This is a genomic window from Nocardiopsis sp. CNZ308 (assembly GCF_004217075.1).
Genome location: NZ_SHKJ01000001.1, coordinates 771430 through 786306, shown reverse-complemented (window position 1 = coordinate 786306; position 14877 = coordinate 771430). Strand labels below are relative to the sequence as shown.

The 14877-nt window shown below is 75.0% G+C and carries 9 protein-coding genes; 7 read left to right on the top strand and 2 right to left on the bottom strand.

The window, feature by feature from the left end; all coding sequences use genetic code 11:
• The first annotated feature begins 124 nt into the window (after window positions 1–124).
• Entirely contained in the window at window positions 125–415 is a 291-nt protein-coding gene (locus tag EV372_RS03355) for a DUF6504 family protein (RefSeq protein WP_013154448.1), read from the top strand.
• 240 nt (window positions 416–655) lie between these two features.
• Here EV372_RS03355 and EV372_RS03350 read toward each other — a convergent pair whose 3' ends face one another.
• Together EV372_RS03350 and EV372_RS03345 are read right to left on the bottom strand one after the other, a co-directional pair.
• The gene (locus EV372_RS03350; protein ID WP_197044484.1) at window positions 656–1207 is read right to left on the bottom strand and encodes a GNAT family N-acetyltransferase; all 552 of its coding nucleotides are present in this window, start codon (window positions 1205–1207) and stop codon (window positions 656–658) included.
• 201 nt (window positions 1208–1408) lie between these two features.
• Complete coding sequence (locus tag EV372_RS03345; protein WP_130394795.1) at window positions 1409–2509, bottom strand: N-acetylmuramoyl-L-alanine amidase; 1101 nt, start codon at window positions 2507–2509, stop codon at window positions 1409–1411.
• Window positions 2510–2713: 204 nt separating this feature from the next.
• On the opposite strand from EV372_RS03345, the gene cobC reads away from it, so the two are divergent.
• The 6 genes from cobC to EV372_RS03315 all read left to right on the top strand — a co-directional run bounded on the left by cobC (window position 2714) and on the right by EV372_RS03315 (window position 14871).
• Window positions 2714–3739, top strand: coding sequence for an Rv2231c family histidinol phosphate aminotransferase CobC (cobC, locus tag EV372_RS03340; RefSeq protein WP_130398730.1), 1026 nt, complete (start codon window positions 2714–2716; stop codon window positions 3737–3739).
• A 359-nt stretch (window positions 3740–4098) separates the two neighbouring features.
• Complete coding sequence (cobT, locus tag EV372_RS03335) at window positions 4099–7065, top strand: nicotinate-nucleotide--dimethylbenzimidazole phosphoribosyltransferase (RefSeq protein ID WP_130394794.1); 2967 nt, start codon at window positions 4099–4101, stop codon at window positions 7063–7065.
• 215 nt (window positions 7066–7280) lie between these two features.
• Window positions 7281–8561: a uroporphyrinogen-III C-methyltransferase gene (gene cobA / locus EV372_RS03330; protein ID WP_094804281.1), complete on the top strand. Its 1281-nt coding sequence runs from the start codon at window positions 7281–7283 to the stop codon at window positions 8559–8561.
• A 70-nt stretch (window positions 8562–8631) separates the two neighbouring features.
• Window positions 8632–10527 carry a dynamin family protein gene (locus tag EV372_RS03325; protein WP_130394793.1) on the top strand — a complete coding sequence of 632 codons (1896 nt, stop codon included), beginning with the start codon at window positions 8632–8634 and terminating at the stop codon, window positions 10525–10527.
• Entirely contained in the window at window positions 10524–12932 is a 2409-nt protein-coding gene (locus EV372_RS03320; protein WP_130394792.1) for a GTPase, read from the top strand. Before EV372_RS03325 ends, EV372_RS03320 begins: the two co-directional genes overlap by 4 nt.
• Window positions 12933–13494: 562 nt before the next feature.
• Window positions 13495–14871 carry a GGDEF domain-containing protein gene (locus tag EV372_RS03315; RefSeq protein ID WP_130394791.1) on the top strand — a complete coding sequence of 459 codons (1377 nt, stop codon included), beginning with the start codon at window positions 13495–13497 and terminating at the stop codon, window positions 14869–14871.
• The last annotated feature ends 6 nt before the right edge of the window (window positions 14872–14877 follow it).

Genomic DNA, 14877 nt, shown 5'->3' with positions numbered 1-14877 from the left:
CGCCGAAACGGTTCCCCGGAGGCACCGGTTTTCGCTAGGATTAGAACACACGTTCGAACACCTGGCCGCGTCTTCCCCACGGATGGGTGTCCCGGTGGCGTGTGCCGGGACTGACAGGAGGCGGATGATGCTGAGGGGAAGTGTCGTGGGACGGTACTACGGGGCGGAGGTGACCGTCGTGGAGGACGAGGGGCGCCCGGCCCGGTTCGTGTGGAACGGCAGGGTGTACGGAGTGCGCAGGATCCTCGAACACTGGGTCACGCTGCGCATGGACTGGACGCCGGCGCGTGAGTCCCAGGCGCCCGAGCGCAGGCACTGGCGGGTGGAGGCGGGCACGGCCCAGTCCCAGGGGGTGTACGAACTGCGCCACGACACGGCCACCGGAAGGTGGCTGCTCTCCCGCGTGTGGGGGTAGGGCGCGCTCGGGGGCGGCCCCCGGACCGCTCGCCGTTCACCCCACCGGACCCCGGCTGACGCCGCCCGCCCCGCGCCCGCCCGCCTCCCTCTCCGCCGACCCCCGGTGGCGCCGCGCACGCGGTACCCGCTCGGACGGTATCCGTTCGCGCGGCAGGCGCCGGACACCCCCGGTACGACCGGTGTGACCGGGGCGCTGCCCGACGCGGCTGGGGAGCACGGTGCGGACGGGGCGCGCCGGTCAGCCCAGGTCGCCGGGGAGCAGGCTGTACACCGCCAGGTCGGCGCGGCCCTCGTGCAGCGGCATCGCGCTGCGTTCGACGCCCTCCAGGCTGAAACCCGACCGCTCCGCGACCCGGCGCGACCCGGTGTTGCCGGTGGCGGCCTTGATCTCCACCCGCTGGAAGCCCTGGTCCAACGCCCAGCGGGAGACGGCCACGGCGGCCTCCGTCGCGTACCCGCGGCCGCGGCCCCACGGCGAGACCCAGTACCCGACCTCGGTGTTCATCGACGCCCACACGACACGCACCAGGCCCACCGAGCCCACGAGCCGCTTGGACTCCCGCTCGACCATGGCCCACTGCTGTCCCTCACCGCTGGTGCGCAGGGCGGGGGCCACCTCACAGCACCACCGCTCGGCCTCCTCCCGGGTGTAGGGCACCCCGGGAAGGGGGAGGGGGAGCCAGCGCTGGAGTTCGGCGTCGGTGCAGGACGCGTGCACGTCGTCGACGTCGCCCTCGACGAACGGGCGCAGCCGCAGGCGCTCGGTCTCCAGGATCACTGACGGCAGCATCGGTCTGTCTTGTGCGATGGTCACGCCTCTCCCCTCGGGTCGGAGTGCGCTCACGATACGCGCAGAGCCCGAGTGCCGCACCCGGGTTTTCCCACAAGCCCCGAGGGGCGGATGGTACCGCCCCGACCAGGGAGTACCCGTCGGCGCGGCCGTGGACCGCGTGCGGACCGCGGCTCCGGCGGGCACCCCCGTCCGCCGTTCCTAGGCCAGGCCCGCGATGACGCGCTGGCGGACCGCGCTGTCGAACACCTCGGAGAAGGCGTTGCCCGGGCACTCGGTCTCCAGCCAGTCGCGGTGCCGGGAGATCGCGTCGCCCGGCGTGACCACGCCCGTGCCAGGGTTGACGTACTCGATCTGTCCGGCCGGGTCCACGCCGGTCACCGCGCACAGCACGCGCAGCACGTCGACCAGGGAGTCCTGCGCCGCCCGCGTGGGCAGCTCGTCGGTGAAGTCCCCGAGCAGGCACACGCCCACGTTGCCCTGGTTGAACCCGTAGGCGTGCCCCGCGGTCACCGACTCGGCCCGCCCCGGCCGCGGGATCCCGGAGAAGACCGGCACGCCGTCCTCGCCCGAGTGGCGGCCCTCGTAGACCACCCCGTCGGGGTCGATGAGCACGTGGTAGCCGATGTCCCCCCACAGCTGCTGCACCGCGTGCAGGTAGTACACCGCCCGCACGTCCGCCGCGTGGTCGTCCCCGGTCGGCATCGCGGTGTGGTGCACGGTCAGCGCCTGCACGGGGTGGAACTCCGCCTCCCACAGGTCGTCGCCCTGGTCGTCGAAGCGCCAGGACTCGTCGGCGCCCCAGCCCGCGCGGGTGCGGAACGGGACGCTGATCCGGCCGCGCGGCGTGCCGGAGGCCTCCGCGGACAGCGACGCCTGTGCGGGGCCGCCGAAGCGCAGCCCCTCCCCGTCGCGCAGGTTCACGGCCGCGGTCTCCCCCCTCGAACGCGTCTCGTAACCGGTGGCGCCCTCGGGCGCGCGCACCAGCGCGGCCGCGACCGGGTCCCGGTCGTCGCGGCCCCCGGTGTGCAGGTGCACCGGGTTCCACGAGCCCAGGCCGCCGGCGGTCTCGAAGCGGACCGCCGCGTCGGCCTCTCCGGGGTCACCGGTGACGGCCACCATGTCGAAGCGCAGGCCGGGGCGGACGAGTCCGTGTGAGGTGGAGGACTCCGCCAGCACGCGGGGGACGATGCGGTCGCCGCCGGTGTCGGCCTGCGCGGGGCGGGCGGAGGGGAGCGCGGTGCCCAGCGCGGTCAGTCCCGCGGCGGCGGTGGCACCGGCCAGGAGGGTACGCCTTCGCATCGTGTGTCCGTTCTCTCGGATCGGGCGGGGGGAGGGCCCTGAGGATGGGAACGCGCACACCCTGACACAGGGCCGTGAGCCGCGCCACCAACGGCACGTCCGAATATGTGGCGAAGGCACCCCCTGTTATCAGGAAGGGCTGGTGATGCCGTATGGTGCGATGTTTTTCCTGCGAAGAAAGGAACATACGGGGTGGGGGAGTACATGGGCGCGGGCCACGACCTGCGCCACCACGGTGACGCCGAGGTCGGCGGCGGACTGCTCGACCTGGCCGTCAACGTGCGGGGCCGGACGCCGCCCGCCTGGCTGGGGCGGCTCCTCGCCGACTCGCTGACCGGTCTGGGCGCCTACCCCGACCCCTCCCGCGCGCGGGAGGCGGTCGCCCGGCGCCACGGACGGGAGACGGGCGAGGTCCTGCTCACCGCCGGGGCGGCCGAGGCCTTCGTCCTCCTGGCTCGGACCCTGAACCCCCGGCGGGCGGTCGTCGTGCACCCCCAGTTCACCGAGCCCGAGGCCGCCCTGCGCGCCGCCGGGCACGCCGTGGACCGGGTACTGCTGGAACCGGACTTCACGCTCGACCCCAGGCTGGTCCCCGAGGACGCCGACCTGGTCGTGGTGGGCAACCCGACCAATCCGACCTCCGTGCTCCACCCCGCAGCGGCCCTGGCCGGGCTGGCCCGCCCCGGACGCGTACTGGTCGTCGACGAGGCCTTCGCCGACTGCGTTCCCGGCGAAACGGAGTCGCTGGCCTCCCGCGGGGACCTGCCGGGCCTGGTGGTGGTGCGCAGCCTCACCAAGACCTGGTCCCTCGCCGGGCTGCGCGCCGGGTACCTGCTCGCCGAACCCGACCTGGTGGCCAGGTTCTCCGGGGCACAGCCCCTGTGGTCGGTGTCCACGCCCGCCCTGGTCGCGATGGAGGCGTGCTGCAGGCCGGAGGCCCTCGCCGAGGCCGACGCCTGGGCGAGGTCCCTGACCGAGCACCGCGACGACCTCGCCGCGGGCCTGCGGAACCTGGGCCTGCGGGTGGTCCCGGGAGCGCGGGCCTCGTTCCTGCTGGTCGCGGACCCGGAGGCGGACCGGTTGCGGGCCCGCCTCCGCGAAGGGGGGATCGCCGTCCGGCGCGGTGACACCTTTCCCGGCCTCGGCCCGGAGTGGTTCCGGGTGGCGGTCCGCGAACCCGCCGTCCACCGGGTCCTGACGGACGCGCTGGGGGAGTTGCTCGCCCGGTGAGGCGCGTCCGCGTACGGGGCCGTGCGCGCGGACGGCCGCCGGAGCCAGGGCGCGCCCCCGGGGCTCCCGGCCGTCGCGCCGTCTGGATCGAGCCCGTTGCCGGGGCCAGAGCACGCCCACGGGGTTCCCGGCCTCGGCCCTGTTTCCCGCGTCTGGCCTGTTCCCGGAGCCAGCGCGCGCCCGCTCGGTCTCTGGCACAGTTGGTGATGACCCGGGAGCTCCGGCGGCCGGGTCGGTACCGGCCGCCCCGGGTCCGCAGGACCCGTGCGGGCGGCACGGAAGCGGCGGACTACGCTTACCGGTCTATGCCGGACCAGGCGGAGACGGGCCCGTCACAACACCTCTTGCGTGGAGCGATCATGACCAGAGACGACCGCGAGGACGCCCGGCGCGGCGAGGAGGGCGGAGCCGAGCCGTCCCGCTGGAAGGGTGGCAGACCCTCCTCGGGAGCCGGTCCCCGCCTCGGCGGCCTGTTCGACGGGCTCCCCGAGAGCGGGCGCGGCGCCCGGGCCCAACCTCCGCGCGGCTCCTCGGGCACGGCCAACCCGTTCCGGCAGCGGCCCCGGCCCCCCGCACCGGCCGACCCCGCGCCACGGGTCCCCTCCGCCCCGGTCTCGCCCTACGGCGCGCTTCCCCTGGACATCCCCCCGGCCCCGCGACCGGAGGCCGAGCCGGCGGTCGAGTTCGCAGTGGACGCGCCGTCGCCGACCGGGTCGCCGCACCGGCCCGACGTCATTCCCTCCCACGGCGGCGAGCGCCCCACCGGGACCGATGCGGCCAGCCCGGGAGCCGTGCCGAGTCCGGTTCCCGAGAGCCCCGAGAGCCCCGAGAGCCCCGAGAGCCCAGTGGGCCCGGAGCGGATCGTTCCCTCCGCCGAGTCCGAACATCCGGCGGGGCCCAGCGGTCCGGCCGATCCGGAGCCCCCGGCTGAGCAGGAGCCCCCCGCCGAGCCGAAGCCCTCGACGGCGCTCGCGGACGCGGCCGCGCTCGCGAGGTCGGCGGTGCTCGCGAAGGCGGCGCGCCCGCAGGAGGCGGCCCCCGCCCATCCGTCCACGCCCGCGCACGGCACGACGACCGCCCGAGCCGCCGCACCCGCCCGCCCGGTCACGCCCGTACGTCCGGCCGTACCCGTCCGTCCGGCGGCGCCCGCACGCCCGGGCGCCCCCGCCCAACCGCCGGCGCCCCCGCGCCCCGCCGAACCCGTGCACACCGCGGCGTCCGCGCTCCCCGCCGAGCCCCCGAACACCGAGGTGCCCGCCCGCCCGGACACGTCCGCACCCCCTGCGGCTTCCGCCCGCCCGGCTGCTCCCACCCGTCCGGCGGCACCCGCACGCCCGGCCGCGCACCCCGCCCGAACCGTCCGCCCGCCCGGGGCCACCGCCGACCTGGAGGAGGCGGGGACCGGGGACGCCGGAGCACCGACCACAGACCACGGACGCGCGGACCAGCACTCCGCGACCACCGAGCCGGAGCAGAGCATGCACGCACACGAACCAGCCGAGCCCCTGCCCAGGCCCACCGGGCCCCCTGTCCAGTCCGCCCCCGAGCCCGCGGCCGCGTCCACCGCCCAGGCTCCCGAGCGGGCCGGCAACGGCTCCGTCCACGCCTACGGCGAGGCCGAGCGCGCCGCCGTCTACCGGGCCATCCGCGAACGCCGCGACGTCCGGACGGGCTTTCTGCCCGACCCCGTGCCCCACGACGTGCTCATCCGCGTCCTGGAGGCCGCCCACCAGGCCCCCAGCGTCGGCGACTCCCAGCCCTGGGACTTCCTGGTCGTCGAGGACCCCGGCCTGCGCGCCCGCGTGGGCGACCTCGCCGCGGCCGAGCGCGAGGACCACGCCCACGCGCCGCCGGGCGTCCGCGCCCGCGCCTTCGCCGGACTCAAGGCCGAGGCGGTCCTCGACGCGCCCCTGAACATCGCCGTCACCGTCGACCCCACACGGGGAGGACGGCACGCCCGGGGCCGCCACGCCCGTCCCCTGAGCGCCGACCACGCCGCGGCGCTCGCCGTGGAGAACCTCTGGATCGCCGCGCGCGCCGAGGGCCTGGGCGTCGGCTGGCTCACCTTCGTCGACGAGCGCGACGTCGCGCGCGCCCTCGAACTCCCCGCCCACCTGGACGTGGCCGCCTACCTGTGCGTCGGCTACGTGGAGGAGTTCCCCGCCGAGTCCGAGCTCAGCCTCTCCGGCTGGGCCAGGGAGCGCCCCCTGTCCTGGGCGGTGCACCACGACCGCTACGGCCGCCGCGGTCTGCCCGGCCGGGAACCCACGAGCCTGCTGGAGGAGACCATCACCGCCGTCGGAGCGCTGGACACCCGCGCGATGGAGGAGGCCAGGGACCGCCAGGACCGGATGACCAAGCCGCCCGGCTCCCTCGGCTTCCTGGAGGAGGTCTCGGTCCAGCTGGCCGGGATCTTCGGGCAGTGCCCGCCGCCGATCCCCGACCCGGCCGCCGTCGCCGTGTTCGCGGGCGACCACGGCGTGCACGCCCAGGGGGTGACCCACTGGCCCCAGGAGGTCACCGCCCAGATGGTGCACAACTTCCTGGAGGGCGGCGCCGTCGTCAACGCCTTCGCCGCCCAGGTCGGCGCCGAGGTCACCGTCGTGGACGTCGGCGTGGCCGCGGACCTGCCCCGTGCCCCCGGCCTGCTGGCCCGCAAGGTCGCGCGCGGCACCGCCGACCTCACCCAGGGGCCCGCGCTCACCCGCGAGCAGACCCTCCAGGCACTGGAGTGCGGCATCGAGGTCGCCCGCGACCTGGTCTCCGCGGGCAACCGCTGCCTGGTCACCGGCGACATGGGCATCGCCAACACCACCCCGGCCGCCGCCCTGGTGTGCGCCTTCACCGGAGCCGACCCCGCGCACGCCACCGGACGGGGCACCGGTGTGGACGACGCCGTGTACGCCCACAAGGTCGACGTGGTGCGCCGCGCCCTGGCCGCGCACCCCGTCGACCCGGCCGACCCCATCGGCACCCTGGCCGCCCTGGGCGGCCTGGAGCACGCCGCCCTGGCGGGGTTCGTGCTCGGCGGCGCGGCCCTGCGCGTTCCGGTGCTGCTGGACGGGGTCATCGCCGGATCGGCCGCCCTGGCCGCCGCCGCGATCTCCCCGGAGGCCCTCAGCGCCTGCTTCGCCGGGCACCGCTCCAGCGAGCCCGGGCACAGCCTGGCCCTGGAGCACCTGGGCCTGCGCCCCCTGGTCGACCTGGAGATGCGCCTGGGCGAGGGCTCCGGGGCGCTGCTGGCGCTGCCGCTGCTCCAGAGCGCGGCGCGCGTCCTGCACGACGTCGCCACCTTCGACGACGCGGGCGTCTCCACCGCCTCCTGACCTGGAGCGGCCCACCGCCCCCCGCCCGCGCCGGCCCCCGGTGCGGGCGGGCTCACACCCCCGACGCGGGACCCGTTTACACCCGCGTAATACCTCTTTGACAAGGTACTTTTGGAGCAATCGCCGAACTATCGCCGGCGGCTGGCGGTCCTCCTCCGCCAGCACCCCGCCGTCGTCGCCGGGGACCGGCACGGACGACCGAAGGGGCGCGACACATGACCTATCTCCTTGGTTTGCGCATGCGGGGACGCGACGTCCTCGTCGTCGGAGGGGGCAGGGTCGCCCAGCGGCGCGTCCCCGTGCTCATCGAGGCCGGGGCCCGCGTCACCCTCGTCTCCCCCGAGGCCTCGGCGGCCCTGGAGGACCTCGCCTCGGCCGGGCGCCTCACCTGGCACCGGCGCCCCTACGCCCCCGGCGACGTCGCGGGCCCGGACGCCCCCGCCCACTGGCTCGTGCACGCCGCTACCGACGACCCCCGCGTCAACGCCGCCGTCGCCGAGGAGGCCGAGAACGCCCGCGTGTGGTGCGTGCGCGCCGACGACCGCCACGCCTCCTCCGCCTGGACCCCCGCCAGCGGCAGCGCGGCCGGGGTCACCGTGGGCGTCGTCGCCTCCGGAGACCCCCGCCGCTCGGCCGGACTGCGCGACGCCGTCGTCGACGGCCTCGCCGACGGCACCCTCGACGCCCGCCGCGGACGCGAGCGCCTGCGCGGCGTCGCGCTCGTGGGAGGAGGCCCCGGCGACCCCGGCCTGATCACGGTGCGGGGACAGCAGCTCCTCTCCCAGGCCGACGTGGTGGTGGTCGACCGGCTCGCCCCCACCTCCCTCCTGGACCGCCTGCCCGCCGACGTCGAGATCGTCGACGCCGCCAAGATCCCCTACGGCCGGTCCATGACCCAGGAGGAGATCAACGCGACCCTGGTCGACCGCGCCGGACGCGGGAAGTTCGTGGTGCGGCTCAAGGGCGGGGACTCCTTCCTCTTCGGCCGCGGCGGCGAGGAGGCCGCCGCCTGCGCCGCCGCGGGGATCCCCGTCATCGCCGTGCCCGGTGTGACCAGCGCGCTCGCCGCCCCGGCCAGCGCGGGCATCCCCGCCACCCACCGAGGCGTGGCCCAGGACCTGCACATCGTCTCCGCGCACGTGCCCCCCGGGGACGAGCGCTCCACGGTCGACTGGGCCGGACTCGCCCGCGCGGGCGGTACCGTCGTCGTCCTCATGGGGGTGGAGCGGATCGAGGCGATCGCCGAGGCCCTCGTCTCCCACGGCAGATCCGCCGACACCCCTGTGGCGGTGGTACAGGAGGCCACACTGCCGGGGCAGCGGACCGTCACCGGTACGCTGGCCACCATCGCCGCCGCGGCCCGATCGGCCGGAGTGCGGCCCCCCGCGGTGGTGATCATCGGAGAAGTGGTCAAAACAGCGCGGGATCTTGACATACTGCACACGGGAAACCAGTTCGAGACCCGTCGACTGGCGACCGGGCGCGATCTCCAGTGAGACCTCCGCCCGCGGCGTACGTCGCTCCGCGGCGGGAACCGTCAGCACCGATGAGGAGGGCACCCCGATCATGACCCGGCCGTCGGCCGCACCGGGGACCAACGGTCCCGGCGCTCCGGACCGGTTCGGAACCGGACCGGCCGCCACCTCCGAACAGCCCGCCCAGGGCTCCGCACCCGCGCGCGAGGCGGACACCGCGGCCGTCAGCGCCCGACGGGGGCCCACCGTGCCGCTCGCCGCCGGACCGGCCAAGCACCGCGCCCCCCAACCCGAAGAGAACCACTTCGAACAGGTCCTGGAAGCACTGCGCAAGCACATCCGGGACCTGGAGTTCGCCGAGGGCCTGCCCAGTGACGAGGAGGGCCGCGCCCTCCAGGCGGACGTGCTCGCCCAGCTCTCCGACTACGTCCTGCCCCGGGTCCGCCGCCCTGACATCCCGCTGCTGATCGCGGTCGCCGGATCCACCGGAGCGGGCAAGTCCACCCTGGTCAACAGCCTGGTCGGCGAACAGGTCACCACCACGGGCGTGCGCCGCCCCACCACCAACAGCCCCGTCCTGGCCTGCAACCCCGCCGACGTCGACTGGTTCAGCGAAGCCTCCTTCATCCCCTCCCTGCCGCGCGTGCGCCAGCAGGGCCTGGCCATGCCGGGCAAGGACGGCATGCTCGTGCTCGCCGCCACCGAGGCCATGCCCCCGGGCGTGGCCCTGCTCGACACCCCCGACGTCGACTCCGCCGTCGCCGCGCACCACGAGTTCGCGGCCAAGTTCCTCGACGCCGCCGACCTGTGGGTGTTCGTCACCACCAGCAGCCGCTACGCCGACGCGCGCGTGTGGGAGTTCCTCCAGGTCGCCCGCGACCGCGACACCTCCCTGGCCGTCGTGCTCTCCCGGGTGCCGCGCAGGGGCAGGCGACAGCTCCTGGACCACTTCGGCGCCATGCTGGAGGCCAACGGCCTGGGCGCGGCCGCGCGGTTCGCCATCCCCGAGACCGACCAGATCCGGGGCGAGCGCTTCACCTCCAACGTCGCCGACCACATCCGCGACTACCTGGCGGAGGTCGCGGGCGAGGCCGAGCAGCGCGACCGCGTCTCACGGCGCACCTTCATCGGCGTCATCGACAGCTTCCGGACGCGGGTGCCCGAACTGGCCCGCCAGGTGGAGGCGCAGATCGAGACCGGGCGCACCCTCGCCGCCGCCGTCGACGACTCCTACGCCGCCGCCCGCGACCGCGTCGACACCAGCCTGGCCGACGGCTCCCTTCTGCGCGGATCGCTGCTGGCCCGCTGGCAGGAGGTGGCGGCCGGGGGAGAGCTCACCAGGAGCCTGCGCCCGCGCGGCAGGCGCACGCGCCGGGGCGGCCGCGCCGAACAGGCCGAGCGCGGCCAGCGGGTCGGCGCCCTGGAGCGCGCCGTCCGCGACGGCCTGGAGGCCCTGGTGGTCTCCACCTGCGAACGCGCCTCCGACGAGGTCGAGCGCAGGTGGCGCGAGGTCCCCGGCGGCGGCGACCTCGCCTCCAAGGCCCTCAACCAGCCCGGCACCGGCCTGCTCTCACAGCAGATCCGCCAGGAGATCACCGAGTGGCAGCGCGGCGTCGCCGAGATGACCACCGCCAGCGGCGCCACCAAGCGCTCCGTGGCGCGGTTCGTCACCTTCGACCACGACGTCGTCGCCCTGGTCCTGATCATCGACCTGCTCGGTTACGAGCGGTCCCGCTCCGGAGGCGGCGCCCACGCGGCCGAGGCCTCCGGCCCTTCCCCGCAGCGCCTGCTCAAGGGGCTGTTCGGCGCCCAGTCACTGCGTAGCATTGGCGCAGCGGCACGGGACGACCTGCGCCAGCGCGTCCAGGGGCTGCTCGACCGCGAGCGCGTGCCCTTCGACAGCGCCCTGGCGTCTGCCGCGATCCCGTCCGAGGACACCGCCGTCCAGCTCTACCAGGCCACGTACAACCTTGAGATTGCACGATGACGACTCAATGGAACCCCGCGCAGGCGCACGGGGAGCCCGGTGCGCACGCCCGCGCCGAGGACGAGGACCGCGAGAGCGGACAGAGCGCGTCCGGCGCCGGTGACGACGGGCGCCCCCGCGGCGACGCGGCGTCCGGGCCCTGGCGCGGGTACACCGTGCCGGTGCCCGAGCACCCCGACCACGCCGTGTCCGACGCGGGCTCCGAGGATCCCGCCTACGACGGCATCGCGGCCTACCCCGACCCCTCGGGCGCCGGGGCCCCGCACCGGGGTGTCCAGAGCGACCAGGGCGCTCCGCGCGGTACGGACGCGGAGCCGGAGGACCCGGCGCCGTCCCCCGCCGCGCAGCGGCGCTCTGGGCGCCACGCGCGGTCCCTCGCCGACAGGGAGCGCGAGGGGGCCCGCCGCCCCGCCGAGGACCACCATGAGGACCCCGACGGGCTCGCCGGATGGGTGGGCAGCCTCGCCGAGGCCGCCGACGACACCCGTATCGCCGGGCGCGCCACCGGCGCCTTCCCGGTCGTCGGCCAGCAGCCCGAGGACGGGGGCGGGGACCAGGATCCGCCCCGTGCCCGGGAGGCCTCCCCTGAACCGGGTGAGCACGAGGCGTCCGAGGAGCCCGCGCCGGCCGGATCCGACGCCGCGGAGGGGAGCGAACCGCTGCCCCGCCGCGTCCCCGGTCCCTCCGCGGTCTCCGGCGCCTTCCGCGCCGTGGGCGCCGACACCGCCGCCGACGCGGAGGGGGACGAGGAGTACCGTCCCACCACCCACGACACCTGGCACTCCACCCGCTCCACCACCCGGGCCGAGCTGATCGAGCGCCTGGACGCGCTGTCCGCCCTCACCGAACTGGGCCGCGACGACCTGCCGCAGGAACTCGTCGCCCGGTCCACCCAACTGCTCGACCACGCCGGGGCCCGGCTGCGGCTGTCGGGCGACCACACCGTGGTCGCCTTGGCGGGCGGCACCGGCAGCGGCAAGTCCTCGCTGTTCAACGCCCTGTGCGGGCTCCAGCTGTCGCAGACCGGCGTCACCCGGCCCACCACCTCCAAGGCGCACGCCTGCGTGTGGGGCCACGAGGGGGCCGACGCCCTCCTGGGCTGGCTGGGCGTCCCGACCCGCTACCGCCACTCGCGCACCAGCGTCCTGGACACGGGCAACTCCGAGCTGACCGGCCTGGTCCTGCTCGACCTGCCCGACCACGACTCCGTCCGCAGCATGCACACCGCCGAGGCCGACCGCCTCATCGGCTCGGTGGACCTGCTGGTGTGGGTGCTCGACCCGCAGAAGTACGCCGACGCCGCGGTGCACCACCGCTACCTGGCCCAGATGGCCGGGCACGGCGCGGTCACCGTCGCCGTCCTCAACCAGGTCGACAAGGTCGAGCCCGACGAGCTGGAGGAACTGCTCACCGACCTGCGCAGCCTGCTGGAGACGGAGTCGGGGGTGCACCCGCGGGTGATCACCACGTCCACGCTCACCGGCCAGGGCATCCGCGACCTGCGCGAGTTCCTCGCCGAGACGGTGCGCGAGCGGCGCGCGCTGGTGGACCGGCTGGCCGCCGACCTGGACCAGGTGGTCGAGCCCTTCGGGGAGTTCCAGGGCGAGGGCGCGGTGCCCGAGTCGGTCCCGGCCCAGGTGCGCGCCCGCGTCCAGGAGGGGCTGGCCAACGCGGCCGGTGTGGCGGCGGTCGCCGACGTCACCGAGACCAACGACGTCCGGCGCGGCAGACGCCAGGTCGGCTGGCCGGTGGCCCGCCGCTCGCTGCGGCTGGGCAAGGACCCGCTCGCCGCGGTCCAGCTGGACTTCCTGCGCCGCGACAGCGGCAGCGGTGTGGGCGGCCCGGTGGACGCGCACGAGGCCGAACTGGAGACCGCGCTGGGCGAGGCCGCCGACAGTATCTCGGAGGGCATGCCCCCGATGTGGCGCCGCCGCATGCGCGCCGTGGCCCGCGGCGCCGTTCCCGAGCTGCCCGCCGAACTGGGGCAGGCCGTGGCCGGGGCGGTCGGCGATCCCGACCGGAGCCCGTCGTGGTGGAAGGTCGCCCGTGCGGCCCAGTACGCGCTGCTCGCGGTCGCGGGCCTGGGCCTGGCCTGGGCCGTGGTGACCCTGTCGAGCTGGCTGGGCGGCGGCATCACCGGCCTGGTGGTGTTCGACGACCCGGTGTTCGCCGCCTACTCCGGCGTCCTGGTGGTCGCGGCCCTGCTGGTGGGCTGGCTGACCGGCGTGGGCTGCGGCAACCTCGTCGAGGTGGCCGCGGTCCAGCGCCGCGAGGACGTGGAGCGCACGGCCTCCGCCCGGGTCCGGGAGATCGCCGGGCTGCGCGTGGTGGAGCCCCTGGAGGCCGAACTGGCCAGGTACCGGGCGTTCCGGGCGGCCTACGAGGTGGCCAGGACGGCGGACTGAGCCCGGGGTCCGGGAGGGGCGCTGAAGCCCCGGCCGGAGCCCCATCGCGTTTCCGAGGCCGGGGACGGGCGGCACCGCGCCGCCCGTCCCCGGTGATCTTCACTCAGCTGTAACGGGTTCTAGACCCAGACAGTGCCGTTGTACATGTGTGCTCCTTGTAGTGAGTGCCTTGGGGGCCCAGGCGTTCGGGGTGTCAGGCGGTCGACACGCCGTGCCACACAGTGGCTACCGTGGAGGGTCCCTACGGCAGGATGCCCTAGATCACCGCTGAGCCCAACCCCGTGAAAACCGGGTGCCCCGGCCGTAAGCCGTTACCCATGGAGATCACACAATCAGCAATTAAGTTATTACCCAACGTAATGTAAAGTGGAGCGTGTCGCGGGACTGGCGTGCCGCACCGCTGTCGGGCTCCGACACCCCGTTGTCGTAACCGACTGGCACCGTAAGGGAACGCGCGGCGAAACAACCCCGTCGAAGGGAGAACCGTGGGAGGCGGTGGACCCATCAGAGGCGGGTGTAGGAGTCGGACGGTGGAGAGCGATGTGAGGAGGGAGGCGCAACGGTGAGCATCTCTGAGAAGTCGATCGCGCCGGCCGGTCGTCCTGAGGACGAACGTCCGCGCTGGCCGATCCTCCAGCAGCCACGCGGACTGATCGTCTACATGGCTCTGCTCGTGTCCGCGACGCTGTTCCTGTTCGGAGGCGCGGTGGCGCTGACCGCCCCGGCGGTGATGGACCTGGTCACCCTGGTCGCGCTGCTGACGGGCGCCGTGCTCTGCGTGGAGGCGGGCCGCCGCCTCGGCACGCCGGCCGGGATCAACCGGGACTTCCTGGGGGCCTGGTGGTTTCCGGCGGTCCTCCTGCTGCCGCCGCTGTACGCGCTGATCCTCCCGGTGCCCGTCTTCCTGATGCTCCAGTACCGCACGCGCCGGGCGCTGCTCCACCGGCGGGTGTTCAACGCCGCCTCCATCGCCCTGTCCGGGTTCCTGGCCTCGGTGACCTGGCACTCGATCTGGGGCGGCGGCCTCGTCGACGGGCTCAGCGGCACCCCCGGCGCGCACGAGTACCTGACCACGGGCCCCGGCGTGCTCGTCGCCGTGCTGTGCTGCACGGGGTTCACCGTCCTCAACAACCTGCTCGTCGCGGTGGCCGCGCGGATCAGCAGCGGCCCCGGGCACACCCTGCGGCCCATGTGGGACCGCGAGGCCCTCATCGTGGACGCCGTCGAGTTATGCGTCGGCGTCACCGTCGCCATCCTCGCGCACCTGTCGCTGTTCCTGCTGGTCATCGCGGTCCCCCCCGTGCTGCTGCTCCAGCGCAGCCTGATGTACCAGCAGCTCCAGATGGCCGCACGGACCGATCCCAAGACCGGCCTGCTCAACGCCCCCACCTGGGAGCAGGAGGCGTCGGTGGAGATCGCCAGGGCCCGCTCCTCGCGGGGCAGGGCGGCGGTGCTGATCATCGACATCGACCACTTCAAGAGGGTCAACGACAACCACGGGCACCTGTTCGGCGACCAGGTGCTGCTCGGCGTCGCCACCACCATCGCCCAGCAGCTGCGCCAGTCCGACCTGCTCGGCCGGTTCGGCGGAGAGGAGTTCGTGGTGCTGCTGCCCGGCTCCGACACCGCCGAGGCCTGGCGGGCCGCCGAGCGCCTGCGCTCCCAGGTGGGACGCATGGAGATCGCGGTGGACGACGTGCCGGTGTCCATCACCATCTCGATCGGCGCGGCCGTCATCGGCGACCACGGCAACGACCTGGTGGAGCTGCTCACCGCGGCCGACCTCGCGCTCTACCGGGCCAAGGAGACCGGCCGCAACCGCGTGTGCCTGCCCGCCGGGCGCACCGGGAGCGGCGGCAAGATCCCGGGGCCGCGGGGAGGAGAGATCCCCGGTCAAACGGATCCCAAGGACCCCACCGAGCACACCGAACTTCCCTGACCCGCG

What these genes read in the sequence shown, in the direction of transcription:
- EV372_RS03355 (WP_013154448.1), top strand. Translation starts at nt 125, where the DNA reads ATGATGCTGAGGGGAAGTGTCGTGGGACGGTACTACGGGGCGGAGGTG.
- EV372_RS03320 (WP_130394792.1), top strand. Translation starts at nt 10,524, where the DNA reads ATGACGACTCAATGGAACCCCGCGCAGGCGCACGGGGAGCCCGGTGCG.
- cobA (WP_094804281.1), top strand. Translation starts at nt 7,281, where the DNA reads ATGACCTATCTCCTTGGTTTGCGCATGCGGGGACGCGACGTCCTCGTC.
- EV372_RS03345 (WP_130394795.1), bottom strand. Translation starts at nt 2,509, where the DNA reads ATGCGAAGGCGTACCCTCCTGGCCGGTGCCACCGCCGCCGCGGGACTG.
- cobT (WP_130394794.1), top strand. Translation starts at nt 4,099, where the DNA reads ATGACCAGAGACGACCGCGAGGACGCCCGGCGCGGCGAGGAGGGCGGA.
- EV372_RS03350 (WP_197044484.1), bottom strand. Translation starts at nt 1,207, where the DNA reads ATGCTGCCGTCAGTGATCCTGGAGACCGAGCGCCTGCGGCTGCGCCCG.
- EV372_RS03325 (WP_130394793.1), top strand. Translation starts at nt 8,632, where the DNA reads ATGACCCGGCCGTCGGCCGCACCGGGGACCAACGGTCCCGGCGCTCCG.
- cobC (WP_130398730.1), top strand. Translation starts at nt 2,714, where the DNA reads ATGGGCGCGGGCCACGACCTGCGCCACCACGGTGACGCCGAGGTCGGC.